Here is a 26,181-nt window from a genome sequence, read left to right on the forward strand (position 1 = left end):
CCGGTCTCAAGCCCTCGCGAGTCGGTGGGCGTAGAGGGGAAATTTTTTGGAAAGGGCCAACACCCCTTTCCGTATTTTAGCCAAGCGTTTCGGGTCGGCTCTGAATTCGATGGCCTCATTGATCCACCCGGCCACCGTTTCCATTTCTTTCTCCTTCATGCCCCGGGTGGTGAGCGCGGGGGTTCCCAGGCGGACGCCGGAGGTGACGAAGGGCTTTTCCGGATCGAAGGGGATGGTGTTTTTGTTGACCGTGATCCCCGCGTGACCCAAAACGAGCTCCGCCTCTTTCCCGTTCACCGATTTTGAGCGGAGGTCGATGGTCAGGAGGTGGCAGTCGGTTCCCCCCGAGACGATGCGGAACCCGTGCCTCGCTAACGCCGCGGCCAACGCCCGGGCGTTGGCGAGGACCTGGGCCTGGTATTTTTTGAACCCGGGTTTGAGCGCTTCGCCGAAGGCCACGGCCTTGGCCGCGATGACGTGCATCAAGGGCCCGCCCTGGATGCCGGGGAAAACGGCCCGGTCGATGTCCTTGGCGTATTTTTCTTTACAGAGGATGACGCCGCCGCGCGGGCCGCGCAGGGTTTTGTGGGTGGTGGTGGTCACGAAGTCCGCGAGGGCGACGGGGCTTGGGTAGAGGCCCGCCGCCACCAATCCCGCGTAGTGAGCGATGTCCGCGAAGAGCATGGCCCCGACGGAATCGGCGATGGCCCGGAGCCGGGCCCAGTCGATCACCCGGGAATAGTTGGACGCTCCCGAAAGGATCATCTTGGGCTTGTGCTCGGCCGCCAATTGGGCCAGCCGGTCGTAGTCGATCTGTTCCGTTTCCGGATGGACGCCGTAGGACACGACCTTGAAATATTTCCCCGAAAAATTGAGCGGGTGCCCGTGGGTCAGGTGCCCCCCGTGGGACAGTTCCAACCCCATGAGGGTATCGCCCGGGGTCAGCATCGCGAGGTAAACCGCCATGTTCGCCTGGGAGCCCGAATGGGGTTGGACGTTGGCGTGTTCCGCGCCGAAAAGGGTTTTTAGCCGCTCGATGGCGAGCGTCTCGGCTTTGTCCACTTCCTCGCAACCGCCGTAATACCGTTTGCCGGGATATCCCTCGGCGTATTTGTTCGTGAGGACGGACCCCTGGGCTTCGAGCACGGCCTCCGAGACATAGTTCTCGGAAGCGATCATCTCCAACCCTTCCTCCTGCCTCTTCGTCTCCGCCAGAATCGTCTGGTAAAGTTTTGGATCGGATTTTTTAAGAAAGCTCATGGGTCCTCCTAGAGATATTTCATCAGTTCTTTCTTCTTGATCGCGCCCTCGCGGACGAGGGTCCAGTGGGTGCTGGAGACGTCGAGAACCGTCGATGGAATGCCGACGGGACATCGGCCGGCGTTCACCAACAGATCCACGCGGCCGCCAAAGAGGATTTCAGCCTCTTTCCCCGAAACCGCTTCCGGATCGCCGGAACGGTTGGCGCTTGTGACGGCCAGGGGCTGGCCCATTTCCCTTAAAATCGCCAGGGCCACAGGGTGGGCCGGGATCCGGAGAGCGAGGGTGTCTTTCCCTCCGGTGGCCCATCGGCCCAGAGAAGATGTATTGAAAACCACGGTCAAGGGACCGGGCCAATAGGCGTGGAGGAGACGCCTCAATCGCGTCTCCGGCGGTTCCACCAGCGCCAGCGCTTGTTTTAAGCCAGCCACCAAAAACGGCAAAGGCTTTTTGTAAGAACGCCCCTTCAGCCGATAAATCTCGCGGATGGCCTGGGGGCGGAAAATGCTGGCCCCGATCCCATAGACCGTGTCGGTGGGAAACACCGCCACGCCGCCGGCGCGAAGAACGGAAACCGTTTGCGCCAAGGAGGAGGAGCCGATTCGGCGACCTTTGACGCTAATCAACTGTGTGTCAGCCCTCCGCCTCACTTCCCCCCCCCCTACGTCGTGTAATCCGCGTTGATGGCGATGTAGTCCTTGGAGTAGTCGCAGGTGGCGTAGCGGCTCCAGGCTTTTCCCTGGTGGAGATCGACGACGATCGTCACGCGGTCCTTTTTCAAAATCCCGTGGACGGCTTTTTCGGAATAGTCGGCCTTTCCGCCCTTCCGGCAAACGGGGACGTCGCCGATGGAGACATCCACCCGGTTGGGATCCAAGGGTACCCCGGCGCGGCCCAGGGCAGCCAGGATGCGGCCCCAGTTGGGGTCGGCCCCGTGGAGCGCGGTTTTAAAAAGGGCGCTGGTGGCCACGGTAGCGGCCAACCGGTGGGCGTCCTTTTCCGTTCGCGCGCCCTGGACGAAGATCCAGGCCACCCGCGTGGCCCCCTCGCCATCCGCGGCGATTTGGGTGGAGAGGGAGAGACACACGTCCTCCAGAGCCGACCGAAAGGCTTTCAAAGCTTTGGCGTCGGAGGGGCGCAGGGTTCCCGCCGCGCCGTTGGCCAACAGGAAAAGACTGTCGTTGGTGGAAGTGTCGCCGTCGACGCTCACGCAGTTGAACGTCCGCCGGGCGGCGTCCGACAGGGCCTTTTGGAGGAACGGCGCGGGGAGGCCCGCGTCGGTTAAAACCACGGACAACATCGTGGCCATGTCGGGATGGATCATCCCGGCCCCTTTGGCGCATCCCCACACCGTGAACGTGGCGCCGCCCGCGACGAACGTGGATCGGGCGGCTTTGGGGCGGGTGTCGGTGGTCATGATGGCGCGGACCGCGTCCTCCGCGGAGGAAGACGCCCCCTTTCGAACGAGGGCGGCGATTTCCCGCAGGCCCCGGCCAAGCGCCGGTCGCGGCAGGTGCCGGCCGATGACCCCCGTGGACGCCACCAAGACATCCGAGGATTTCAGGTCCAACCGATGGGCCAATTCCTTCGCCGTCCAGGCTGTGTCCGCGGCCCCTTGTTTTCCGGTGCAGGCGTTGGCGCAACCCGAATTGATGATCACCGCTCGGGCGTTCGGGGACGCGGCCAGTTTCTTTCGGCCATAAAGGACCGGGGCGGCGGCGAAGAGATTTTTGGTGAACACCCCCGCCGCCCGGGCGGGGCGGTCGGACAGGAAGAGCGCCAGGTCTTTCTTCCCGGGGACGGAAGAAATTCCGCACCGAAGCCCGCGCAGTTGAAAACCCGCCGGCAGGTCGGAGTTCTTGAGGGGGACGGTGGCGCCCATGGCTACCGCTGGCGGGGGCCTCGATTTCGGCGGGTCTGTTTCCGGCAGGCGGGGCACCGTTTCGGCTCGGACAGGCCCCGTTCAGCGAAAAACTTCTGTTCCCCTTCCTCAAAGAAAAAAGGGCTCTTGCACTCGGCGCAGGTGAGCTTCTTGTCTTTCGACAGTCCGGCGACCCGCTTTATCCATGCGATCAATCCCATAGGGTTCCCTCTTATTTTATTCCCAGGGCCTCCGGGAGGCCGAAGAGAAGATTCATGTTTTGCACCGCCTGGCCCGACGCGCCCTTCACCAAATTGTCGAGCGCGGCCAACACCACCACCCGGCGGTTCCGTTCATCGATGGTCACATTGATGTCGACGTAGTTCGTTCCCGCCGTGTCCTTGGTCTGGGGCCAGCGGCCTTCGGGGAGAAGGCGGAGGAAACGTTCCCCACCGTAATCTTCCTCGAAAGCGCGCCGAACCGCGGCGGCGTTCATTTTCTTTTTCAGCGTCCCGTAGGCGGTCACCAAAATGCCCCGGGTCATGGGCACCAGGTGCGGCACGAAGGTCAACGACGCCTTGGCCCCGGACTGATCTTCCAGCACCTGCTCGATTTCCGGCACATGGCGATGTTTCGCCACGGCGTAGGCTTGGAAATTCTCCGTGGCCTCGCAGTAGAGATACATCGGATCCAACTTCTTTCCCGCCCCCGAAACCCCGGATTTGGCGTCCACGACCACGGACCCCGGAACCAGCCATTTTCGCCGCGCCAAGGGGGTCAAGGCCAGGATTGTCGCCGTGGCATAACAGCCGGGGTTGGCAATGAGCGGGGCTCCGGGGATTTCCTTTCGGTAGAGTTCGGGAAGGCCGTAGACCGCTTTTTTGAGGAGAGCCGGGGAAGCGTGTTTCACCTGGTACCACGCCTCGTAGGTTTTGACATCTTTCAGGCGGAAATCGGCGGACAGGTCCACGGCGCGTCGGCCCTGGGCCACGAAGCTCGCGATATTTTTGCTCCCGACCCCGTGGGGGAGGGCGAAAAACGCCACGTCGCAACCGGCCGCCAACGTCTTGGCGTCGAACGCTTCCAGGGTGAGGTCCAGGCGCCCGCGCAGGAAGGGATGGACGTCCGAAACCTTTTGGCCGGGTTTCGACTCCGAGGTCACATGAGCCACCCGGACTTCCGGATGGGCCAGCAAAATCTTCAACAGTTCTCCGCCCGTGTAGCCCGTGGAACCGACGACCGATACGCGAATCATAATTTTTCTCCAAACTGAGGGGCGACGACCACCGTGATCTCGCCCAAAATTTCCTTCCGCGCCTGCAGTGCCGCGTGGACCTCGGAGAGGCGGCCGCGGATGAATTCCTCGTGGATCTTCGTCAGTTCCCTCGCCACGACCGCCGGGACGTCGCCGAAAACGTCCCGGGCGGCCTCCAGCGCCGCCAGAACCCGGTGCGGGGACTCATAAAAGACCACCGTGCGTTCCCGCCCCGCCGCTTCCAGTTCCCGGCGGAACCGGCCGGGCCGACGGGGTAAAAAACCTAAAAACGTGAACCGGTCCCAGGGGAGCCCGGAAGCCGCCAGGGCCGCCAGGAGAGCCGAGGGCCCCGGGATGGGGACCACGGTCAGCCCCCGCTCCACCGCCAGGGCCACCAACCGCCCGCCGGGGTCCGAAAGTCCCGGCGTCCCAGCGTCCGTCACCAACGCCAGATCTTCCCCCTGGGCCAGCCGCTCCAAGAGGCGGGGCGCCTGCCGTTCGTGAACATGCTCGTCGTAGCGGACCAGGGGCCGCTCGATCCCCGCGTGCCGAAGCAATTGTCCTGTCCGCCGGGTATCCTCCGCCAGAACGGCCGAGGCGGAAGCCAAGGTCTCCCGAGCCCGCTCCGTAAGGTCTTTTAAATGCCCGATGGGCGTGGCCACGACGAAAAGAGCCATGGAGTTAACCCGTTTTCCGCAACACGAAACACCCCACGGCCGCCCCCCGCCCCGATTTCAGTATTTCAAGATTCTACCAAAACCAGTCCTCCATAAACGCAAAAAGACATTCCGGAGACAGGGGGGGGAAGACGCAGGGAAGGGTCCAATAGGAATTGGGCACCCATCGGGATAAACGCCAAGGCACCCCCAAAACCACCCCTCCCCGCCCCTCCCCTTCGCAAGGGGAGGGAAACAAAGGCAACCGTTTGTTCTTTTTTCCCCTCCTTCCGTAGGAGGGGATCAAGGGGAGGTCAAAGCCTTGCTCTCCGTTCAAAGTCCCGGTTTAACTCCAATGCCGGTCAGTTAAGGGAAGGGCCGAATTGTAGCTGCCCCATTCATGGGGCGCGTTTTAGAGCGGATATTCGACGTCTACCCGTAACAATCGCCCGATAAATCGGGCAGCTACGCTTAACTGACCAGCATTGGGTCTAACTCAAACGTATAGGGAAGGATCAGCGCTTGCGGGAGGGAAAAACCACGTGCCGAGTTACAGATAGCCCCAGGTGCGGAGGAGATCTCCGTCCCGGCGCCAGCGGTTGCCGATGTCGGTTCGGTAGAACATGTTGGGGATGATGATGTTTTTAACCCGGCTGTAGGCTTCGCGAGAAGCGTCGTCCATGGTGGGGCCGGAACCCGTGCAGACCAAGGCATAACCGGTTTGTCCGGCGAGAACCCATTCCCCGTCCACCACCTTGATGTCCCCGGGGTAGACGCCTTCCGTCATGGGCTTCTTAAAAAACACCACCGCGCCCGCGGAATAGCGTTCAAAAGCCGTTGTGTCTTCGAAAGGGAAAGGCGGCACCGCGATCACAACCCCGACCTGGAATCCTTTCTTGGTCCGCAAGGCGGGGGTCTGGCCCAGGGCGATGCCATGGAAAAAGTCGCCCCACCGCGACAGGGCGCCCTCCATCTGGATGCTGAGCGTCGGATAGCCGAACCGGGGGGTGCATTCCAACGGATAGATGGCGCGGGGGGTGGCGATGCAGTTGATATCGAAATAGCCGACGAATCCCACCGCGGCCAACCGTCCCGCCATCCTGGCGACGGTTTCCCGGTATAGGATGCTGTCCCCATCGTAAAACATGGAGGTGCCCATCTCCCCGGTGGACGGGCCGATGTCGTCGTTGAACATTTTTTTGTGTTCGAAGTTGATGCAGACGGGGAGGATGAACTCTTTTCCGTTAAAGAACCCGCCGATGGCCACTTCGACCCCGGTGGCGTATTTCTGAATTTGGAACGACTTGATCTGGCGGGCCCAGCCTTTTTTATACCGCTCCAACATGGCCACCACGTCGTGCCCGTCTTCCTCCTGGCCCACGTAGGAAAGCACCTTGTCGTTTTGGGCGGACCCCGATGGTTTCACGACATAACGGTCGGGATGGGATTTGACGAAGGCGATGGCCTCTTCAAAACTGGAAAATGTCCAGTGGGGGAGGATCGTCAAACCGGCGGATTTCATCTCCTGCTGACCGAAGTCCCGGTCGTCTTCCAGCCGGTCGGTGTAAGAGGTCCCGCCCACCACGGCCTTGCCTTCTTTTCGGAGCACCTCGACTTCTTTCCCGTAATCCGAATCGTCGAAGATGATCAGATCGGCCCAATCCTTGACCGTCTTCCAGTCGTCCACCTTTCCACAAACCCGTCGGACACATCCTTGTCGGCTTTGCTTTCAATGAAATATTTGACCTGGTTTCCCTCGGAGGTCAGTTGGCGGCAAAGGTCGCCGATGCACCCCACCCGGGAGACGCAGAGAATTTTTCGGGGCGGGACGGGTAGGATGGGCTTATCTTTTTCCATAGAAGCCCACTACCGTATCACTTGGAGGAGGTCGAGGTCAAATTCTCGACGATTTGTTTGGCCTTGACCAAATCCACCTTGCCGGTGGCCAGGGCCGGCCAGGCGTCCAGGAGGACCACCGACCGTTTGTCCGGCACCCAGAGTTTAGGCATGTCGGATTTTTCTAGTTTCTCCAAGAGCTCTTCGATTTTTTGCTGAAGGTTGTGGACCAGGACCACCAACCGTTCCCCCCGTTTCTCGTCGGGTACGGAGAGCACGAGGAACCGAGCCTCGGGCTCCCCGGAAAGCTCGGCCAGTTTTTGCTCCACCACCATGTGGGGCACCATCTCGCCGCCGATTTTAGAAAAGCGGGACAGCCGATCGGTGATCTCCACAAAACCGTCCTCGTCCACACGGGCAATGTCCCCGGTGTTGTACCAACCGTCCTTCAACACCTCGGCGGTCTTCTCCGGCTGGTTCCAATACCCGGCCATGACGTTGGGACCTTTGACCAAGAGGAGCCCCGCCTCGCCGTCCGGCAAACGCTCGCCCGTGGCGGGGTCGGTTATTTTCACCGAAACACCCGGGAGGGGGCGGCCCACCTTACCGGGTTTGTACCCCGTCTGGTTTTCCGTGGCGTGAAGAACGTTTAAGACGCTCACGCACACCGCGGGCGACAGTTCCGTGGTGCCGTACCTTCCAAGATCGGAACGCCCAGGGTTTCCGTGAACTCCCGGGCGAAGGGGAGGTGAAGTTTTTCAGCGCCCGTCAGCACGAAGCGGAGCGAGGCCACGTCCTCCCGCGTAAATTTCTTCATCCACATTTGGAGGAACGTGGGCGTCGCCAGGAGCACCGTGGCCCCGGTCTCTTTGATCAGTTTTTTGATGGCCACGCCCTCCAGGGGACTGCGATGGTAGGCGGCCCGGCAACCCGTCAACAGGGGAAGCCAGAGCGTGGCCGTGTACCCAAAGGAATGGAAAAAGGGCAGGACACCTAAAATCGTGTCCTTGGCCGTCAATTGATAGGTTTCTTGGAGACCTTGAATATTGGCGTGGATATTGGCGTGGGTCAGCATGACGCCCTTGGGAACGCCCGTGCTGCCGCTGGTGAACAGGAGCGTGGCCAAGTCCGTCATCTTCGCGTCCGACCGAGGCACCACGCCCCGTTCGACGAGGCGGGCCGGTAGGAATTTGAAAGCGATGTAGGAAAAAGCCCCCAGAAGTTTTCCTGGGCGGGGGACGTCCTCCAGAAAAACCATGCGCGGGTCCTCGCCCCATTTCAGGGTTTCCAACATTTTCCGAGCGGTGATGATTTTCGTCACCCCCGCCGCCCGGCAGATCTGATCGATCACGGCCCGGCCCAACGAATAGTTGAGGTTCACCGGCACGCGCCCGTCAAAGAGGAGGGCCAGGTTCGCGATCGCTCCGGCGGCGCCGGGCGGGAGCAGGACGCCCACATGCTTATCCTCCGGCAGGACCTTCCTCAACCGTCGGGACATTAAAATGGACGCCGTGGCCAACCGGCCGTAACTAAGCCGGGCGCCCGTGGTGTCCACCACCGCTTCCACCCGCCACTGCCGCCGCGCTTGGCGGAAGAAAAACTGGTGGAGCGGCTTGAGATTCGCGAGCCGGTGCTCAAAAGCGCGACTGCCCAACTCCAACACCGCCTGGCGGACTTCGTCGGATTTCACGGTCGAAGGGAGCGGTTTCCCGAACGAAACCGTGACGGGGTAAGGAATTTGACGGGGCATTTTCCAGATGAATTTTTCCCGCTCGAAACTGAAAATGCTTCCCCACACCCGGTCCAGATGGACGGGAATGATCGGAACGTCCAACCCCTTCACGATTCGCTCAAATCCTTTGCGGAAGCCGAGGGTTTGACCCAGACGCGTGACGGCGCCTTCGGCGAAGATGCACGTCACGTGCCCCTCCTCCAGCCGCCGACGCGCGGCCAAGAGAGATCCCAAGATCCGTTTCGGGCTGTCCGTGGGGGAGATCGGAATAACGTCCATGAACTTGACGAAGGGGTGGATGAAGGGAAGCTCGAACATCTGCCGGAACATCATGAACCGGATCCACCGCGACGTCGCGCCCCCCACCAGAAAAGGGTCGGCATAGGACACGTGGTTCGGCACGAGCAAAGCCGGGCCCGTGGCGGGGATGTTCTCCTGGCCCACCACCCGAATCCGATAGATCACGTTCGTCAAAAGGAAAAGGCCCAGCCGGACCATGGCCTGGGGCAGGTACCACACGATTCCCACCGTGGCCGCGAACGATAGAACGCCCAACACCAAGAAGACCTGGGCAGGATCCGCCTTAAACACCCCGCTCATGAGCCAAAGGAACCCGCTCGACAGCAAGATCGCGATGAATGAAAGGAGGTTCCCCGTGGCCAGGATTCGGCCCCGGTCCGTCTTTGGGCTTCGGATCTGGATCAACGTGCTGAGCGGGATGATGAAAATTCCCGCGCTCACTCCGAGAAACGCCACGTCGGCCATGGCGCGAAAGAGCGATGTGTGGGCGAAATAGAGATCCAACGTAAACAGGCTGACCCCCACCGCGCCCAGAGGGACCAGGCCCAACTCGACCTTTTGTCGGGAAAGCCTGCCCGCCAGAAGGCTCCCCAGCGCGATGCCGATCACGAGCGAGATGAGGAGAACCCCCGACACCTTGTCCGACAACCCCATGATCTGTTTGACGTACACCAGCATGTTCAAATGAAGTACGCCGCCGATGAACCAAAACCAGCCCGACGCCAAGAGGCTGAGCCGAAGGGCCCGGTCTCCCCGGATCAGGCGCCAGTTGTCCCGCAAGTCGGGGAAGGGGTTCCACTTCAGGATCTGCCCGGGGTTCGCCGGGGGAACCCGCTCGATGGCGAAGGCGGCCGCGAGACTGACCACGGCCACCGTCGCCGTCAGCAGGGCGACAACCCCGATGTGGTGGGTGAGAAAGGTTCCCGCGATCGTGCCCGTCAAGATCGCGACGAAACTTGCCACGTTCAATAGCGCGTTGGCGGTGGGAAGAGCGGCCTCGTCTTTCAGTTCCGGCAAGAGCCCGTACTTCGCCGGGCTAAAAAACGCGCTCTGGGCGCCCAAAAGAAAAAGGCCGCACAGCAGAACGGGCACGCTTTTCATGAGGAGCCCCGCCACCAAGAGCGCCACCACGGCCAGGTCCACTCCCTTGGCCGCGACGACCACCCGGGCTTTGCTCCAGCGGTCCGCCAACCGGCCCGCCCCGAGAGAAAACATCAGAAAGGGCGCCGCGAACACCGCCCCCGAAACCGCCACCAGGCTCCGAGCGGCCTCGGTCGACATCCAATGGGTGATGAGAAGAGCGATGACGATTTGAAAAACGTTGTCGTTAAAAGCGCCCAAGAACTGGGTCGTCATGAGCGCCCAAAAAGAGCGGTCGTTTTTTTTCATACGTGTCCCCCTTGAAAAGGCGAAGCCCGGCGACCGGGAAGTTTTCGGTCCAAAACGGCGGCGGCCCCATGGATCCAGCTCGCCACCCACAGGGCGGCCAGCGCGCCCGTGAAAACGTCGATGAAATAATGGGCCCGGAGCACGAGAACCACCGCGACCTCCGCCAAGGCCGCTCCCGCCGAGAGCCATGTCAGGACGGGTTTTTTGAGACGGCGAATTTCCGTGAACCCGTAAACCGCCAGGGCGGTATGGCCCGAAAAAAATAAATCGTTGGACACGCCGTAGGTAACGAACAGCGAGGGAAACCCCGGGTTCCGCCAAAGCATCCCCTCCGGCGCAGGCAAAGCCACCACAAACTGACACATTTGCCGAAGGAAAAAAAGCGCCACGAGCCCCAACACGGGCCGGAATGAGGCGCCAAAGAGCCCCCCCAACAACAGGAACAGCCCCACGGCGTCAATGTAAAGAGAACTTCCCATCAAAACAGCATCCGCCAGTCCCGGCCGGTTCCAGAGGGCCGCGTTCCACGTCTGGGTCCAGAGATGAATGCTATCGGTGAGTGTGCTCGCCGTGGACCCCCTGGCTCCAATCAACGACTGGGTCCAAAACCAAAGACCCAAGGCGCACGCCACGACAAGGCCGCGAGCCAAAAACCCCTTGGCCCGGGTCAAGGGCGAGCCCCCAACCCCTGGCGGATCTTCTGGGAGAACAGGGGGTCCAGCGGATCCACCGTCTCGGGATGGATTCGAAATTGCTCCCGAACCTCGGCCAGAGGGCCGGGAAGGTTTAAGAGGCCCCGGGACACCGCTTCCTGGTCCAAGAAACCCGGGAGAATAAATCGCCAGCTTCGGCGGAAGGGGGCGCCTCCCAACGTGTTCACGTGGCGGCGAATGTTTTGGGCGCAATTGTTCCAAAGCGTGTTGTAAAACTCCGGGCGCGCCTCCAGGCTCTCGGCGCGGATCAACATCATCTGAAAGAGCCGTTGAATGGAAACGGGGGTGGCCCGCACGGGGTAAAGATAAACGGCGGCCCCACGCCCCTCGGTGCGGAGCGTGATGGCGTCCCGTTCGGTGGAAACGATGTAACCCAAGCGATAACGCCGTTGGAGCCCCCGCCAAACAGAATAGGGCTCTCCCGTTCGCCGCCGCGCCTCGGCTGAAACGGTTAAAAACGTGCCGTCCGCGAACCCAAAACTGAGCATCAGGTGCGCGGGCCCCCGGTTCTTGGCGGAGAGAGGAGAGACCAGTAGCCACAGGGATTCAAGGGTACGCGGATCGACGGTGATATCGATAAATTGCTCGTGCAGCCCTCTCCGAGTCCAAACGAAATCCCGGAGGTTTTCGAGCGAAACCGATCCGTCCTTTAAGCGGACGCCGACGGGCGTGGCGAACTCCGGGGCCCAAGGAGCCTTCGGTCCTGACTGGAGGAGGACCAGCCCAAGGGCCATGGCGGCCACGAAAAAAATCGAGAGGACCCTGGTTCGTCGACCCCTCATTTCCAGGGCCACCCCGCTTTCGGCGGCAGACCCAAGGCGACCAGCACCTCCCATTGACGGTCAAAGGGGTTGGTCGTCCAAAAGGATTTCAAGAACGCCGTTGGTTTTCCCGCCAACAGGGGCGGGAAGGCAAAAACGGGCAGGGGGTAATCCGTGCCGAATAACATTCGCTCCACCAGCTCCGGATGCCGTCGGAGGCGGAGAAGCATGCCCACACGGTTGGGAAGCGTCAGGGCCGAGGCGTCCCAATAGAAGCGGGGATACCGTTTGACCAAATCCAGGAGGGTGTCCCAATATTTCTCGTGGAGGAAAAGACCGTAACTGGCCCCATGGGCGGCGATGACGGTCACCCCTTCGTCCAAGGCTGTGCGCAGTCGGGCGGGGTCGCCCACGGATTGGTCTTTGCCCCACAGACTGAACTCGTACCCCACATGGGAGAGAAAGGGAAGGCGCCGCGCCGCCAGCGCGCGGTAGTAGGGAAGGAAGGATTTCGAAGAGGGATCGAACCGCTGGGTGTTGGGCAGGACTTTGACGAGGAACGCTCCCTTCTCCGCGCACCGATGAATTTCTTCCACCGCATCGCCCCGGCGCGGGTTAATGGACACCCCGGCCAACAACCGGTCCCCATGGGCGGCCACGGTGGACAAAACATAATCGTTGGAAACCAGGAAATCCGTTTCCTTGTCGTCAAAACGGCCCGCGTCGTCATACACCCCGTCCATCCCCAGCGCCACGGCTTTCCCGACCCGGCGCGACGCCGAGAGACGTTTCATCAACCGTTCCACATACAACCGATTGGCCCGGGCCGGGTCCGAGAGCGGGAGCCCGTGGCGCCAAGCAATAAACCGGATCAGGGCCCCTTTTTGCATCGCCGGGGAAATGTAACACCCGTTGTTTCCGTCGGGGACCCCCGCCAAATGCACGTGGAAATCGATCAGATCGCTCTTTGTGTCTGATGGCTCCATGCGGGCCTACTCCTTTTAGTCCTTGAAAAAAGTCCCCTTCTGATTTACGCTATCCCTATCGGACCCCGTGTCCCAGGAGGCTTCCATGATCTGCCCCAATTGCGGTGACAAACTGATCGAGAAAAAAATCAAAGACGTGGCGGTGGACGTCTGCCAAAAGGGGTGCGGCGGCCTTTGGCTGGACAACTTTGAATTGTCCAAACTGGACGAAGCCTCCGAATCCGCCGGCGCGGAACTGACCAAGAGCCTGCCCGCCAAAGGAAAGGGCAGTCATCCCGACGCTAAAAGACCCTGCCCTCGTTGCGCCGGCATTTTCATGCGCCGCCATTTCTACAGCATCAAACGCCGGGTGGAGATCGACGAGTGTCCCCAATGCGCCGGCCTGTGGCTGGACGCCGGCGAGCTCGCCGCCATCCGGGATGAGTATAAGACCGAAAAGGGCCGCCTGCAAGCCTCCGAGAACTTTTTCGGCAAAACATTCGAGGCCGACCTGGCCGCGGCCGCCGCCGAGTCGGAGCACGCCGTCGAAACCAAAGAGAAGTTCGCCCGAGCCTTGAAATACATCCTCCCCAGCTACTGGATCCCCGGCAAACAAAAAGGCGGCGCGTTTTAAGTTGTTCTAGAGGGGAGAAGAAGTGGGCGGGAAAGAGAAGGAAGAAACTATTTTTGTACGGTAGGAAAGGGCGGCGACGAAATCGCAGACCTCCCCTTAATCCCCTCCTTTGGAAGGAGGGGAAACAACGCTTCGACACGAAGGGAATTGTTCCCTCCCCTTGCCAAGGGGAGGGTGAGGGAGGGGTGGGGGTGTCCTTGGAATTAGAAGGGACTTAGTAGGCGATCCCTTTTTTTGCGGCTTGGGTTTTGAGGGCTTTTAATAGTTCCTGGTCGAAACCGGTTTTTGGGCCTTTGGCGTTATCGGCGAGGAATCGGGCGCGCTGGGCGGTTAAACCGGCCAGGGATTTCTCCACCGTTTTCCGTTCCGCTTCCAACGCGGCCACTTTGGCCTTCCGCTCCGCCGGCGTGAGATTCGTCAACTCGCGGGGCAGGTCTTTTTCTGAAATCGCTTCCAAAGAAACGTCTCCCGCTTTGATCGACTTTAAGAGATCGCCGTCCGCGTATCCTTCCCGCATTTTAAAGGTGGCGCGGTCGGCCGCGGCCGAGAAAGCGCTCAGGGCGACCACGCCGCTCGCCAAGGCGCGGGAAGCGTTCACCTTTTCCGCTCCGGCGCCGTACCCCAGGACTGTTTCGCCCAGACGGCCGCTCAACGTGGCGATCTCCTCATCATAGGGCGTGGCCGCCACGGCCACCCCGCCGTCTTGGGCGATGGCCAGGTAGGTGCCTTCCGCGCGGCGAGCGATGTCCCGCCATTCTTCCGACGTGGCCGCGTCCGCGCCGCACTGAATGGTGTTGATCACGATTCCGTCCCGCACGGCTTTTTCCAGTATCTTCTCGATGGGCGGGGTGTCTCCATACTCCCTATGGGCCGGAGCATCGCCCACAAGATAGATGACTTTGAACGCCCGGGGGTCTTGGCTCCACGTCAAAGCGTCCACCGCGTCCTGGACCGCCTTCCACACATGCTCGGGCGAATCGCCTCCGCCGTCGGCCTTGAACCCAATGAGATCCGAATACGTGTCGTCCAGGTTATCGGAGAAGTTCGTGGTCCGGGTCACGTAGGCGTCGCCGCGGTCCCGATACCCCACCAGGGCCATGCGGATTTCCGGGGACGGTTTGCCTTTGGCGATCTCATTGGCGATGGACCAGATTTTGGCCTTGGCGGCCTCGATCAACCCCGACATGCTTCCCGTCGTGTCCAAGACGAAAGCCACCTGGACCACCGGGCGCGGGCCCGCCGCCCACACCGGCACGCCCGCCCCCCACACCGCCGCCGCCAGAAAGAATCGAATGAGTGTTTTCATGGCTTTCTCCTTTAGGGATGAACCTTATAGACGACGCCGTTCCATTTAACGATAACGTTTTTCCCCAGCGCGAAGAATTTCGCCAGGCGCGGCTGGGAACGGAGCCGTTTGAAGTAGTCCTCCCCCAGGGAAACAACCTCCGTCACCGCGCCGCGCGGGTCGGCCTCATATTCCCCGTCCGTCCAGGTGTCGGCCCGTTTGTAGAAGATTTTTCCCTCCACCTCACGGGTGTCCGCCACCGAGACGCCCTTGGCTTTCATCCGGTCTTTGGTTTCCTGGAACGAAGAACCGATCCCCATGGTGATGGACGCCCCTGAGGCGCTGGGGGCCATGACTTTCTCCGCTCGGCTCAGCGCCATGCTTTCCATTTGAGCGCTCCGATCCCTCATGGGATCCCCGCCCCGCCCGCCTTCTCGAGCGTCATAAGCCATGCGCCTCATTTCCGGAACCGCTGTTCGAACCGCGTTCGCCATGGTCTCTCCGTCTTCCGTGATCAGATAGGAGGTGTAGGGGGTCACAATCCCGTAGCGTTTGGCAATCCGGACGATTCCCTCAATAACCTCCGGGTCGGCCCGTCCGCCCAGGCGGATGGCGTCCAGTTCGACCGACACTTTGCGGTGGGCCCAGAGCCGGTCGATAAAACTGTTTTCCGAGGATCGGTCCGGTAGGGACACGTTGAACGTAAATTTCTCTTTCTTTTCTCCACGCCGTCCGGTGACGGTGAGGGCTGTTTTTTCTCCCTTGGCGTAACGGCCTAGGATCACCAGATCTTCCCCGTAGAACAGATCGTTGACCCGGCGGGGGTAAACCTCGTTCACCTCGGCGCCGTCCCAATCCAAGGCGACGTCCGTGAGCGCGGGTTTGGCGACTTTGGTGTAGAGGGTGGAAACCTTGTTCTCGATGGTCTCGCCGGGAAGAACATAGTCCCGGGCGCCGTGGTTCTCCTGGGCCATGCGGTCCAAGAGAAGCGTGTTAACGTCGTCCCCGACGCCGAAGACAAACAGGCGCGTTTGTCTTTCGGCGGACCGCTCCTTCACTTTTTCCAAAAGGCGGTCGAAGTGGGTTTCGCCGATGGTGGGAAGGCCGTCGGTGATAAAGAATACCATCGGAACCCGATCCGACCGGTTTTTCAATAGCCGGAGCGCCTCGCCTACCCCTTCGTCGATGTTGGTGCCTCCCGCCGCTTCGATGCGGTCCACAAACCGCAAGGCTCTTTCTTTCCCCTCGCCCGCCGCCACCAATCTTTCATCGAATACGTCCGCCGAGGTGGCGAAGGTGACAATCCCGAACCGGTCGTCCGAGCCCAGACTTTTTAAACAGAACCGCAGGGCCTCTTTGGCCTGGTCCATTTTTCCGTTTTGGTTCATGCTCCCGGACCGGTCCAGAACGAACACGATGTCCTTGGCCACCGCGGCCGCCCCTTCCGCCGGCCGAGGGGAAAGAGAGAGAAGGAAAAACCCATCCTCCCCCGCTTCGCGGTGGGCCAGAAGGCCGGCGGACAACGGGTCTTCCTGGGTCCCATAAAATAGTTGGAACGGTTGGCCAGAGGCGTCGCCGCGATACGTCAAACGGGCGCGTTTTTCCCCTTTCCGGGTGATTTCCACCCCGCTTACGGGCGAATAGAGGTGGCGGATCGAGGTGGTCGATTCAATGTCCAATGTCACCTTGGCGGGAGCCATCTTGGCGTTACCGGTGGCCTGGGTGAAGGGCAAGGTGAGTTCGTGCAGGTCCCCCGCCTTGTTCAGTAGCTGGCTATACGTGACCGTCACGTCAATTTGCCCCCGGGGTTCGATGGGGAACACCCGGGCTCGAAGCATGCGCTGGCCCACCAGTTCCAACAGCCCCGGATCCCGCATCTGGCGCACGATGTTTTCGTAAATGGTCTGGGCCTGGTTGGCTTCCAACAGCTCGCCCTTCATTTCTTTCCCGCCGGAATTCATCACGAAACCCGTCATCACCACATCCGCGGGCAGGGGAACCATCAAAACCCCTTCCATCCGCATATTGGACGGATTGTGAAAGGTGAAATCGGCCGTGATTTGCGCCGTGTTATTAATGATTTTTCCGGACAGCCGCATATCCTTGAGCGTGAGCGGGGTGACTCCCGCAGAAACCGCCGGGGCGGGCTGGAACCAAGCCATCGGCCGACGCTCCACCGGCTGACCCGGCAAAAAGCGCCGACCCGCTTCTTTTTCATTTTCCGGCCAAGCAAAAAGGTTCACCGCCCAAACCCGGTTCCCCATCGCTATCGAAAAAGCCCCCAACAAAACCAATACGAATCGTTTCATAGACCCCCCTTATGTTCCAACGCCGGTTCGACACCAACCCTGGAAGAATGTTCCCCTTGACATCGCGGGGGGGGTAAGCTTAAGAGGGGAGACGCCAGGAGACCATGGGGGGAGCCATGACCCGCTTCAGACAGATCAAAGGGTTTACGTTGATCGAGCTGATGCTCGTGGTGGCGATTATTGGGCTCTTGTCGGCCATCGCTATTCCCAAGTTCGCGGGTCTCATCATCAAATCAAAAGAAGCCGCGGCGAAGGCGAAGTTGGCTTCTCTTCGTAGTGCCCTCAGTATCTATTATTGCGATAACGAGGGAATTCTTCCAAATGACCACGATGATATTGAACCGACTCTTGTTCCCAAATACATTGACGAAATCCCATCGATCAACATCCCCCCTTCGATCCATCCTTATAAAAACGGATGTAGAAACTCCGTCGCTGATATTTCTCCCAAAGATGCCTGGGTTTATTTGTGGGGCAGCACTCACGAGATATTCGTCAACTGTTCGCACCTCGACTCCACCGGCCGGGTGTGGAGCACGTGGTGATTTAAGAGCGAGGAATCAAAGGCCATGCGGAGAATATGGTTGAAATATTTGATTTTTCATATATAATATCCGCATAAGTCGCGGAGATTAAAATGTATATCCATGAGCGGGAAGATTGGCCACGATTCAGTTGGGACCAGGGAAAAATAGGACAGCGGCTCGCGTCCGTCCGGCATAAGCAGGGCCGCCTTATCGGGCGGATGGAATCTCTTGGGTTCAAGTTCCAACAGGAAGCTCTTCTTGAAACGTTGACTTCGGACGTCATGAAATCGAGTGAGATTGAGGGAGAGCGCTTGGAATTGGCCCACGTTCGTTCCTCGATCGCACGCCAATTGGGCATGGACATAGGGGGGCTAAAATCCACGGACCGACACGTGGAAGGCGTGGTGAAAATGATGCTGGATGCCACGCGCCACTTCGACCACCCTTTAACCACCGACCGGCTCTTTCGCTGGCATTCGGCTCTGTTCCCAACCGGTCAGAGCGGCTTGCGCCATATCCAGACGGGGATGTGGCGCGATGATCGAAAGGGGTCCATGCAGGTTGTTTCTGGACCCATCGGGAGGGAGCGCGTTCATTTTGAGGCCCCACCCGCCACGAGACTCCGGGAAGAAATGCTTTCTTTCCTGAAATGGTACAACGAGGGTCCCGAACTGGACCTGGTCATCAAAGCGGGCCTATCCCACCTCTGGTTTGTGACCCTGCACCCGTTCGATGACGGAAACGGCCGCGTGGCCCGTGCCATCGGGGACATGACCCTCGCCCGATCGGAAAAAGTTCCCAGCGGTTCTACAGCCTCTCCGCTCAAATTCTTCAAGAGAGAAAATCTTATTACGACGTCTTGGAAGTGACGCAAAAAGGCACCCTTGATATCACCCCGTGGATGGACTGGTTCCTGGCCTGCTTGGATCGCGCCATCGACGGGGCACAAAACACGCTGGCGGGAGTTCTCTCCAAAGCTCAGTTCTGGAAGTCCATCGAAGGGATATCGTTGAACGAACGTCAGCGGGCTATGCTGTTGCGACTCCTTGAAGGTTTCCAGGGAAAGCTCAGCACATCAAAGTGGGCGAAACTAACGAAAACATCCCAGGACACCGCATTCCGGGACATTGGGGACCTCATTGAAAAAGGGATCCTCATCAAAACCCCGGAGGGGGGACGGAGCACCCACTATTCCCTGGTCAATAAACCAACGCCGCGACAGTGAAAATTTACCCCTTGACATCGCGGGGGGGGGTAAGCTTAAGAGGGGAGACGCCAGGAGACCATGGGGGGAGCCATGACCCGCTTCAGACAGACCAAAGGGTTTACCTTGATCGAGCTCATGCTCGTGGTGGCCATTATCGGCTTACTGGCCGCCATAGCTATCCCGAAATTTGCGGGATTGATCATAAAGAGCAAAGAAGCGAGCGTGAAAGGGAAACTGGGGAGCCTTCGGAGTGCCATTTCAATTTACTATTCCGATAACGAAGGGACGTTTCCGTCGCCGGCGGGAGTGGTTTTAGATCCCCTCACCGTTGGATCAAAATATCTTGACCGGATCCCTACCATTTCGATTCCGACCTTTTCCGGTCACGCCGTGGACAATGGGGTGTGCGCCGGAATACTGACGGATTGGGGGGTGTGCGGAGCCCCGGGCACCTACGCTTGGACATATTTTTCTATTACAGGAATAGCGATCGTCAACTGCCAGCACCCCGACTCCTCCGGCCGGGTGTGGACCACTTGGTAGTTTAGATCATTGGTCCAAATGACCCAGCGGCAACGCGGGACGTTTCCTATATCGTCTACATTAAGGGCGGATAGGCGGGACTGGCTCAATCCCATCCAAATGGACTTTCAATTCCCGATAAGGGGGACGTCCTAAATAATTATACTATCAGTCGGCGATCCTCAGTTTCAATTCGTCGGAATTGGCCTTGAGTTCGGGGGCGTACATGGCGGAGGCGCGGGCGGGGAGGGCGCTGAAGGAGCCGGGGATTTCGGCCCGCAGTTGATAACTTAGGCTGTGACGGCCCCGGCCCAGGGTGCGGAGAAAGAACGCCACCCGTTCGTCCCGCAGTTCCATATACGCTCCTAAACCGTTGTCCCCATACCCGCTTTGGATCTCCACGGGTTCAAAACCGGCGGGTTTCATGTCTTCAAAGACGATGTATTCGTAATCGTTCTTGGACTCCACCGTTAATTCCACCAGAACGATATCGCCGCTTTTCACCTCCGCCAAATTTGCCAGGGGGACCCGGCGGGTTTTTTCGATCCGTCGATCCAGGACCTGGCCGCGGGAACCGGAATCTTTGATGGTTTTGTCCACCTCCACCAGTTTGTAGTAGGCCCGATTGATTATAATCTCCAACCCCGCCTTGGTGATGGGATCTTCCAACGTGAAGTTGGTGAGATAGGCGTTCCAGTAGAGCGGGCCGCGGCCTTTCTTTTTAAGGACGACGTTGTGCGCTCCGTCCGTCAAAGCGGCGCCTTCCATCACCAGTTTATTGTCGAAGGTGAATAGGTTTTCGGGTTGAATGCGGACGGTTTTGATCGTCTTCCCATCCACGACGACTTCAACGGTCATGTCGGGTTGGTCTTCGCCCGTGGCCTGAAGGTAATCGGCGAAGGCTTCCACCACCAGCGCGGTGTCCCGTGTGGAATTCCAATAGCTGGCGTGACGGCGGTTGTTCAACAGATACTTTACCAGTTGGGGGGCGGTTTCCCCCTTGGGATCCACGGCGGACAAGAGGCGTAAGAAGGCCGCGTGGGCCTCCATTTCGCTTCCGTACCAATGCCACCAATAGTTTTCATTTCCCAGGCGGAGATAGGCGGTTTGGTTTTCCTTGTCTTCCACCAAGAACTGGCGGATGTTTTGGACGATCATGTCCCGTTCCGCCGTTCGGCCCGTGGCGTGGAAGGCCAGGCCCGCCAGGGCCTTGGCATACACGCTGAGTCCTTTCCGATCGCGGTAGAGGAACTCGGCCATTTTCGCGTCGTCCCGTTTCTCATCGACCAAGACCCCCTGCACATAGGCATCCAGATCGTCGGCGGCGGATTTGCCATCCCTCGCCTTGGGCCCGAGGACAATTTTTTTAACTTCCCCGTCGCGGTAACGGTTGAGCCATGCCACGCCCCGGTCCAAAACACCTGAGGGGATCTTTAACCCATTCGCCCGGGCCATTTGGAGACCATGGACGACATGGGCCGTGGTGTGGGGGCTGGAATATTCCCGGTCTCCGCTGAACCAGCCCCAACCGCCGTCCGCGCACTGCATGGCGGTCAGCCGGTCGATCCCGGCCTTGGACATGTCCGCCACTTTTTTCTCGTCAAACACGGGGTTCCGGTCCACCCAAGCCTCGCCGTTCCAGCGTTTCTCCTGGGCCAACCGTTTCCAATCTTTTTGGCGTTTGACATCGTCACCGATCTCCTGGGTGTTTAAGTTGGTGAGCTTTTCTTGAATCTCCCCTAACCGCACGCCCATGCGCTGGAGCACCCGCTGGGTGATGACCGTGGGAAGGAACCGGCTCAGGGTTTGTTCCGTGCATCCATAAGGATATTCCGCCAAGTAGGGCAGGGCGTCCACCATGGCCAGGGCCAGGGTGGGCGAATAGCGGATTTCCAAGCGGGATTCCTCCGGACGCCGTTCGGGCGAAACCCGAAACGCGAAGCTCCCCTCTTTTCCTTCCGGACGCACGCTCCCACAGAAGGACTCGGTTTTAGGAGCGCCGTGGACGTAGGCGGGGAACCGCATTTCCGCTGAATCCGATTCTTCATCCGTAAGGGCCGTCATGCGGACCACGGCTTCGCCCGCCTGCCGCACGCGCACCCGCCAATCCACCCGTTCTTCCCCCTGGGTCGGGATCGTGACGGTCTTCTCCTTTACGCCGGAGATCAATTCCAGGACATCCCCGTTCACGGCCAAGGAGACGCGGACCGCCTTCGTTGTTTTGAGATAGTTGTGAACGTTGGCGCTCAAGACCACTTCGTCTTTTTGGACGAAGAATCGGGGCGCCTGGAGGCGGACCAGCACTTTTTTCGCGGCCACCACCTCCACCGTTCCCTCCCCCACCCGAGATCCGTCCCCCATGGCCCAAACGCGGGATTTCCAGGTGGTCAGGTTGTCCGGCAACGTAAAGGACGTCTCCGCTTCTCCCTTCGCGTTGGTCTCCAGCCGGGCTACCCAATGGGCCGCGTCGGCGAACTGGGTGCGAACCACGGGCTGAACCGCTTGGGCCAGGGACTGATCTTTGTCCTGACTCCCGCCGACGCCCCCGGCACGCCTTTCCGCTGGGGCCGCTGAGTCGCACGCCATACTCCGCACGTCTTCCCTCATGAACGCCCCTTCCGATTTTGACAAACCTAAACTTAACGCGTTTTTTCTAGGTCCGCCCTTAAAAGATTCCGCCTCCTCATCCGCCACTCCAGAGCCGAAAATGCCCAAATACCCCATGGGGAATTCGCCCCAAGGAGCCAAGGGATACTCGGAGCGGGTCAAACTGGAAATCGTCGTTGGTTGATGGCTCCTACGCCAGTTCCAAAAGTTTTTCCGAATGTCGGGAACGTTGGTCCCGCCGGAAATATATTCCAGGCTTTTGTCGTAAACGGTCAAGGCCAGGGACCCCTGGACGGGTTTTCCCTGGGGATCGGTCACGCGTATTTTAAATGAGGCCTTTTCCCCGGGCTTGTAGGTCGGGGCCGAGGGTCGGACCTCCACGTTCATGACCCGGTTTTCCGGAGGAACCACAATTTCCCGGGTTTCCGTATAGACCCGCCCGCCGCGGATGGTGACCGCTTCGACGAAAATGTTCGGCATGTCGCCTTTTAGGATTTCCAATTCCTTAAGCACGCTCTTTCCGGTCAACGCCACGCCCTCCGGTTTTGCGTAAATCCCGTTCCGTGGACGTGCGAAGAACAACACGTGACTTCCGGATTGGGCTGTGTTGATGAGGAGCCGCGCGCGGTCTCCGGGGGCGTAGTCGCGCCGATCCGCCACGAGTTCGATGTCGTTGAAACGAAATTCTCCGCCTTCCGCTCCATTCCCGCGAACCACAAGAACGCTCCCTCCCTCCACGGCCACCCCCCGGGCGTTGGTCACCCAGGCGCTCAAACGGTATTGTCCCTTGGCGGCGGCCTTCACCTGAACCGAGACATGCCCTTCCGCGTCGGTTTTTAGGTTCCAGGTTTGGACCGGCGTTTCCCGGGGCTTTCCCTCTTTCCCAAGATAGGTCACTTTGAACAACGACAGCCTGGCACGGGCGTCGACGACGGGCTTTTGGTCCGCCGTGAGCGCGGTGAAATTCCCCTGAATGGCATCGCCCGCTTGGTAATGGCCGCGATCGGTCCAGGCGTAAACGGTGAAGGGTTTGCGGGTGACCCGGACGGAGCCCTGCCCCACGATGGTGCGGCGAGACCGGTCGGTGACCTCCACCGTGATGTCGTAGCGATGGTCTTGGTCGGGGTGAAGCGCCTGGGCCAGGGAGGTGTCGAGGGGAAGTTTAAGGGTGCCGTCTTTTCCCAAAGGCATTTCTCCTTCGGCCACCAATTCCGGCGGCTGATATCCCCCCCACCACCCGCCCCAGAAGGGTGCGGGACGGCGACATCCCCATTGGGACCATTTCGGCCACCAGGGGTATTCGTTGGAATACCAACCGTACCCGTTGCCGTATAACCAATCCCAGGGGCCCGCGGGAAACCAACGGACGTCCTGTTCAGAACGGAGAATTTTGAATTTCACTTTGGCTTCGGTCACGGGCGCGCCGAAATAATATTTCGCCGTCACCGGCACGGAAATTCGGTCCCCCAACCGGACGCCTTCCTCGGGGGATTCCACCGTCACCTCGAACTCGGGCTTTTTATATTCCTCCACCCGGAAAGACAACCCGCCGTAAGCCTGGCCGGCCACATGGATTTGGTAGACCCCTAATTTGGCGTCCGCGGGGAGCGTCCAATCCCCGTCGAACCCGCCCCGTTCGTCCGCCGTGAATCGCTTTTGGAAAACCGTCTCCCCCTGGGGATTTGTGATGGTGAGGTCAAAGACGGTTCCCGCGAAAGGGGACCGACCTTCCTGGTCGAAAGCCGCCCGGTTGGCCCAGGCCTTAAAACGTGTGGGTTGACCCGGACGGTATACCGGACGGTCGCTGAGCAAAAAAACGTGATCCTGGCGAAGACGCTCCGCATTCAAAGTGGGGGACCAAATGGAACGGAAACCCAAATAGGCCGTTTTTCCCCCCTGGGTCCGAGCCTCGACCATCCATTGAAAATCTCGGGAAACCTGATCGGCCTTCACCACGCGCTGGCCGCCGTCGTCCGTCCGGTCGGTGAATTCCTGGGTGGCGATCCGATATCGGCCGCGTCCCCGAGGAACCGACTCGTATTCGGCCTTGTACCCGAAAAAGTTTAAAGCGGCACCGGCGATGGGTTGGCCCGATCGAGCGTCCGCCGCGAAATAAAATTGGCCTCCATCCACGGGTTTTTCCAACAAAGCCACCTCCGGCCGCCAGAGGACGATTCGACTCTGATTTCCTCCCTCCATTTTGGACGTTACCAGAAACGCCCCGCCCTGCTTAAAGGGAATCGGTACCGTCACCCGCCGATCAAAGTGCCCGGGACGCGGATCTAAGGCGACGTCCCAGGAGGCGACCTTTTTGCCGAGATATTTATCCCCGGACTGGGTCACGAAGCGGAACCCGATATTTTCCACGTTTGATTTTTCCCAGTTTAAATCCGAACCGTCTGTCTTTTGGGAGCGTAGGAACTCTTTAACATCGGAGAGAAGACGATCCACGTTGACGGACTGGGCCTCAAAATGGACCCGGGCCCCGTTGCGATATCGGAAATCAAAAGCGCCGTCAGGCCCCGCCGCTTGGGTGGCGGCGGCCTCGAAATCTCCCCAATTCCCCAGGATCTGCCGATAACGTTCCCAAGCGGGAACCGGTACCTGATTTCTCAAACCCTGGCGGAAAGAATCCACCCGGCCCCTCACCCCGTTGGGCGAACGAGGCTCGGGAACGGTGGAATAGGTTAAAGGTTTGTCCTTCAATGTTTCCCATTGGCCCTGGGCCTCCATGGCCTTTTTCCAGTAATCCGCCGCCTGGCCGTATTGGCGGCGGTTTTCAAACAGCTCGGCCAAACGGTCGTAGGCTTTCAGTTCCTTATAGATGGAAATGAAATTCATGTCCTCCGGAAGCCGAAACCGTTTTATTCCGCCGGCCAGCTTGGCGATGGTCTCATCTTCCGCCAAGGTGTGAATCTGCCACACCCCCGCTTTGTCCTTTGAGTTTCCGTCGGCCTCGCCCAGGCGGCCGAAGAACCAGCCATATTCGGCCAAGGTTTCGACACCGAACTGGCCGGAGAGGAAATCGGCCCAGGAACGGCGGAGGGACGGAAGGAGGGAGGGATCCGCGCGCCCCGCCTGGGCCAGGGCCCAGCGCCAGCGCTCCCCGTCAGATTCCGCCGACGCCCAGGATGGAGGCAGGCGATGAAAGAGGGGGGTCCCGTGCTCGTCCACGGGGGCCCAGCGCCCGCCCCCGTTATCCTCTTCCCCGTAGTCCGGGAGTTCCGACAAATCCGTTCGATACTGCAACCGCCAGATCTGCCCCCCGCCGCGGAAAAGCGTTCCGGCCAAGGTCTGGTAATACGCGCCCACCTCCGCTCCTCCCGGTTCCCGGCCGACCGAGGGGAGGGCTTGAACCAACAGCTGGAGCGCCCGCGCGCGATCCCGCCCGGCGCTGGTCACATAGTTCCCTCCACCGCGGGAGTTTCCGCGTTGAAATTCCCCCGCCACCATAAATCCGTACGATGGCCCCTCCCGCGATTGAACCGCCGCGGCCATCAACAAACGCCAGTTGGCCTTGTGAAGGGAGACGACCTTTTCACGAAAGGCGTCCAATTCATCCAACCGCCCCAACTGCCTTAAACAATCCACCGCGTTCGAAAAATCTTTCCCAACCAAGCGAGGATCGTCCGCCAGATTCAATGCCAAGCGGGAGAATCCCGCGTACGCCTGCAAATAGTTACCCTGCTCCATGAGTTTTAGGGCCGCGTCGCGATCCCCAGGCCCCGCCGGTTCCGAGTTTACCAGGGGAGAGAGGAGGAGGAACGGAACGAATAAAGCCAACGCAGGAAATCGACGCAAGGGAGGTCTCCTTCGAATCATAGGGTGGTGCGCCAGGATGGGACACCACGGACAGGAAAAAGTTCGGGACGGATTTTTAAATTAATCCGGGAGATCCGTTGCCCTCACGCCCATCAGGCTGTAACCTTTCGCCGTCAGCTGTTGGGCGGCGCGGAGAATTTTGGAGCGGGGATTGTCAAAACCGGCGGCGATCTCTTCCACCTTCGCCAGTTCGCCCTTGTCCAGCCAGACCCCGTGGCAGGACAGACAACGGTCTAAAAGAACTTGATTCGGTGGAGCGAAAAGAATTTCCTCCAGTTTCCCTTGGCACCGAGGGCAGAGGAACGGCGTGAGTTTTCCGACCGTGCGGGCCGCTTGGGGGTTGGGGAAATCGGCGGTCATCTCCGTCATAAAGGCCATCTCGTCTTTGTCGAACCAGAGGCCTTTGCACCCGGAACAAAAATCCAGGTCCACTCCCTCGATGGTCATCTCGGCCATTTTTGCGCGACACTTGGGACAGTTCATAACGCCTCCTGAGTTCCTTTTGGGAAGTATAGGGTGAGTTCACCCATCCATCAAGGG

Annotated in this window: 19 protein-coding genes and 1 pseudogene; 4 read left to right on the plus strand and 16 right to left on the minus strand. The window is 59.9% G+C overall.

Features of this window, described 5'->3' with window-relative positions; genetic code table 11:
- Positions 1-6 precede the first annotated feature (6 nt).
- The 12 genes from IPP35_06935 to IPP35_06990 form a co-directional block, all read right to left on the minus strand.
- Complete coding sequence (locus IPP35_06935) at positions 7-1,260, minus strand: serine hydroxymethyltransferase (protein ID MBL0058833.1); 1,254 nt, start codon at positions 1,258-1,260, stop codon at positions 7-9.
- Between the two features lie 8 nt (positions 1,261-1,268).
- Positions 1,269-1,886 carry a threonylcarbamoyl-AMP synthase gene (locus IPP35_06940; protein ID MBL0058834.1) on the minus strand — a complete coding sequence of 206 codons (618 nt, stop codon included), beginning with the start codon at positions 1,884-1,886 and terminating at the stop codon, positions 1,269-1,271.
- Between the two features lie 35 nt (positions 1,887-1,921).
- Positions 1,922-3,142, minus strand: a complete 1,221-nt coding sequence (gene argJ / locus IPP35_06945; GenBank protein ID MBL0058835.1) for a bifunctional glutamate N-acetyltransferase/amino-acid acetyltransferase ArgJ — start codon at positions 3,140-3,142, stop codon at positions 1,922-1,924.
- Positions 3,143-3,144: 2 nt separating this feature from the next.
- A complete protein-coding gene (locus IPP35_06950; GenBank protein MBL0058836.1) occupies positions 3,145-3,342 on the minus strand; it encodes a zinc-ribbon domain containing protein in 198 nt (65 codons plus the stop codon).
- An 11-nt stretch (positions 3,343-3,353) separates the two neighbouring features.
- Entirely contained in the window at positions 3,354-4,376 is a 1,023-nt protein-coding gene (locus IPP35_06955) for an N-acetyl-gamma-glutamyl-phosphate reductase (GenBank protein MBL0058837.1), read from the minus strand.
- Positions 4,373-5,053, minus strand: a complete 681-nt coding sequence (rsmI, locus tag IPP35_06960; protein ID MBL0058838.1) for a 16S rRNA (cytidine(1402)-2'-O)-methyltransferase — start codon at positions 5,051-5,053, stop codon at positions 4,373-4,375. Before rsmI ends, IPP35_06955 begins: the two co-directional genes overlap by 4 nt.
- Before the next feature lie 529 nt (positions 5,054-5,582).
- Positions 5,583-6,719 (minus strand): phosphoribosylamine--glycine ligase, encoded by a 1,137-nt coding sequence (locus tag IPP35_06965; protein MBL0058839.1) that lies wholly within the window; start codon positions 6,717-6,719, stop codon positions 5,583-5,585.
- A gap of 187 nt (positions 6,720-6,906) precedes the next feature.
- Positions 6,907-7,530: an AMP-binding protein gene (locus tag IPP35_06970; protein MBL0058840.1), complete on the minus strand. Its 624-nt coding sequence runs from the start codon at positions 7,528-7,530 to the stop codon at positions 6,907-6,909.
- A complete protein-coding gene (locus IPP35_06975; GenBank protein MBL0058841.1) occupies positions 7,527-10,289 on the minus strand; it encodes an MFS transporter in 2,763 nt (920 codons plus the stop codon). Before IPP35_06975 ends, IPP35_06970 begins: the two co-directional genes overlap by 4 nt.
- A complete protein-coding gene (locus tag IPP35_06980) occupies positions 10,286-10,960 on the minus strand; it encodes a hypothetical protein (GenBank protein MBL0058842.1) in 675 nt (224 codons plus the stop codon). The genes IPP35_06975 and IPP35_06980 overlap by 4 nt, the downstream gene beginning before the upstream one ends.
- On the minus strand, positions 10,957-11,784 hold the full coding sequence (locus IPP35_06985; GenBank protein MBL0058843.1) for a DUF4105 domain-containing protein: 828 nt from the start codon (positions 11,782-11,784) through the stop codon (positions 10,957-10,959). Before IPP35_06985 ends, IPP35_06980 begins: the two co-directional genes overlap by 4 nt.
- On the minus strand, positions 11,781-12,749 hold the full coding sequence (locus IPP35_06990; GenBank protein MBL0058844.1) for an amidohydrolase family protein: 969 nt from the start codon (positions 12,747-12,749) through the stop codon (positions 11,781-11,783). The genes IPP35_06985 and IPP35_06990 overlap by 4 nt, the downstream gene beginning before the upstream one ends.
- Before the next feature lie 85 nt (positions 12,750-12,834).
- Here IPP35_06990 and IPP35_06995 point away from each other — a divergent pair, with 85 nt between their 5' ends.
- Entirely contained in the window at positions 12,835-13,362 is a 528-nt protein-coding gene (locus IPP35_06995) for a zf-TFIIB domain-containing protein (protein MBL0058845.1), read from the plus strand.
- Between the two features lie 214 nt (positions 13,363-13,576).
- Here the strand turns inward: IPP35_06995 and IPP35_07000 are convergent, their stop codons facing one another.
- Both IPP35_07000 and IPP35_07005 read right to left on the minus strand, forming a co-directional pair.
- Positions 13,577-14,668 carry a VWA domain-containing protein gene (locus tag IPP35_07000; protein ID MBL0058846.1) on the minus strand — a complete coding sequence of 364 codons (1,092 nt, stop codon included), beginning with the start codon at positions 14,666-14,668 and terminating at the stop codon, positions 13,577-13,579.
- Positions 14,669-14,679: 11 nt separating this feature from the next.
- Positions 14,680-16,956, minus strand: coding sequence for a VWA domain-containing protein (locus IPP35_07005; GenBank protein MBL0058847.1), 2,277 nt, complete (start codon positions 16,954-16,956; stop codon positions 14,680-14,682).
- Positions 16,957-17,072: 116 nt separating this feature from the next.
- Between IPP35_07005 and IPP35_07010 the strand changes: the two genes are divergently transcribed.
- The 3 genes and pseudogenes from IPP35_07010 to IPP35_07020 all read left to right on the plus strand — a co-directional run bounded on the left by IPP35_07010 (position 17,073) and on the right by IPP35_07020 (position 19,233).
- On the plus strand, positions 17,073-17,501 hold the full coding sequence (locus IPP35_07010; GenBank protein ID MBL0058848.1) for a prepilin-type N-terminal cleavage/methylation domain-containing protein: 429 nt from the start codon (positions 17,073-17,075) through the stop codon (positions 17,499-17,501).
- Between the two features lie 92 nt (positions 17,502-17,593).
- Positions 17,594-18,708: pseudogene (locus IPP35_07015) on the plus strand (Fic family protein).
- Between the two features lie 72 nt (positions 18,709-18,780).
- Complete coding sequence (locus IPP35_07020; protein MBL0058849.1) at positions 18,781-19,233, plus strand: prepilin-type N-terminal cleavage/methylation domain-containing protein; 453 nt, start codon at positions 18,781-18,783, stop codon at positions 19,231-19,233.
- Between the two features lie 147 nt (positions 19,234-19,380).
- Here the strand turns inward: IPP35_07020 and IPP35_07025 are convergent, their stop codons facing one another.
- Positions 19,381-25,620: an alpha-2-macroglobulin gene (locus IPP35_07025; GenBank protein MBL0058850.1), complete on the minus strand. Its 6,240-nt coding sequence runs from the start codon at positions 25,618-25,620 to the stop codon at positions 19,381-19,383.
- 81 nt (positions 25,621-25,701) lie between these two features.
- A complete protein-coding gene (locus IPP35_07030; GenBank protein MBL0058851.1) occupies positions 25,702-26,124 on the minus strand; it encodes a zf-TFIIB domain-containing protein in 423 nt (140 codons plus the stop codon).
- Positions 26,125-26,181 lie beyond the last annotated feature (57 nt).

The organism is Elusimicrobiota bacterium (assembly GCA_016721625.1).
GTDB lineage: Bacteria > Elusimicrobiota > Elusimicrobia > FEN-1173 > FEN-1173 > JADKHR01.

Coding starts and splice junctions, on each gene's coding strand:
- IPP35_06955 (MBL0058837.1), bottom strand. CDS start 4,376: ATGATTCGCGTATCGGTCGTCGGTTCCACGGGCTACACGGGCGGAGAA.
- IPP35_06990 (MBL0058844.1), bottom strand. CDS start 12,749: ATGGAGCCATCAGACACAAAGAGCGATCTGATCGATTTCCACGTGCAT.
- IPP35_06985 (MBL0058843.1), bottom strand. CDS start 11,784: ATGAGGGGTCGACGAACCAGGGTCCTCTCGATTTTTTTCGTGGCCGCC.
- IPP35_06950 (MBL0058836.1), bottom strand. CDS start 3,342: ATGGGATTGATCGCATGGATAAAGCGGGTCGCCGGACTGTCGAAAGAC.
- IPP35_07000 (MBL0058846.1), bottom strand. CDS start 14,668: ATGAAAACACTCATTCGATTCTTTCTGGCGGCGGCGGTGTGGGGGGCG.
- IPP35_06995 (MBL0058845.1), top strand. CDS start 12,835: ATGATCTGCCCCAATTGCGGTGACAAACTGATCGAGAAAAAAATCAAA.
- rsmI (MBL0058838.1), bottom strand. CDS start 5,053: ATGGCTCTTTTCGTCGTGGCCACGCCCATCGGGCATTTAAAAGACCTT.
- IPP35_06935 (MBL0058833.1), bottom strand. CDS start 1,260: ATGAGCTTTCTTAAAAAATCCGATCCAAAACTTTACCAGACGATTCTG.
- IPP35_06975 (MBL0058841.1), bottom strand. CDS start 10,289: ATGAAAAAAAACGACCGCTCTTTTTGGGCGCTCATGACGACCCAGTTC.
- IPP35_07010 (MBL0058848.1), top strand. CDS start 17,073: ATGACCCGCTTCAGACAGATCAAAGGGTTTACGTTGATCGAGCTGATG.
- argJ (MBL0058835.1), bottom strand. CDS start 3,142: ATGGGCGCCACCGTCCCCCTCAAGAACTCCGACCTGCCGGCGGGTTTT.
- IPP35_07005 (MBL0058847.1), bottom strand. CDS start 16,956: ATGAAACGATTCGTATTGGTTTTGTTGGGGGCTTTTTCGATAGCGATG.
- IPP35_07020 (MBL0058849.1), top strand. CDS start 18,781: ATGACCCGCTTCAGACAGACCAAAGGGTTTACCTTGATCGAGCTCATG.
- IPP35_07030 (MBL0058851.1), bottom strand. CDS start 26,124: ATGAACTGTCCCAAGTGTCGCGCAAAAATGGCCGAGATGACCATCGAG.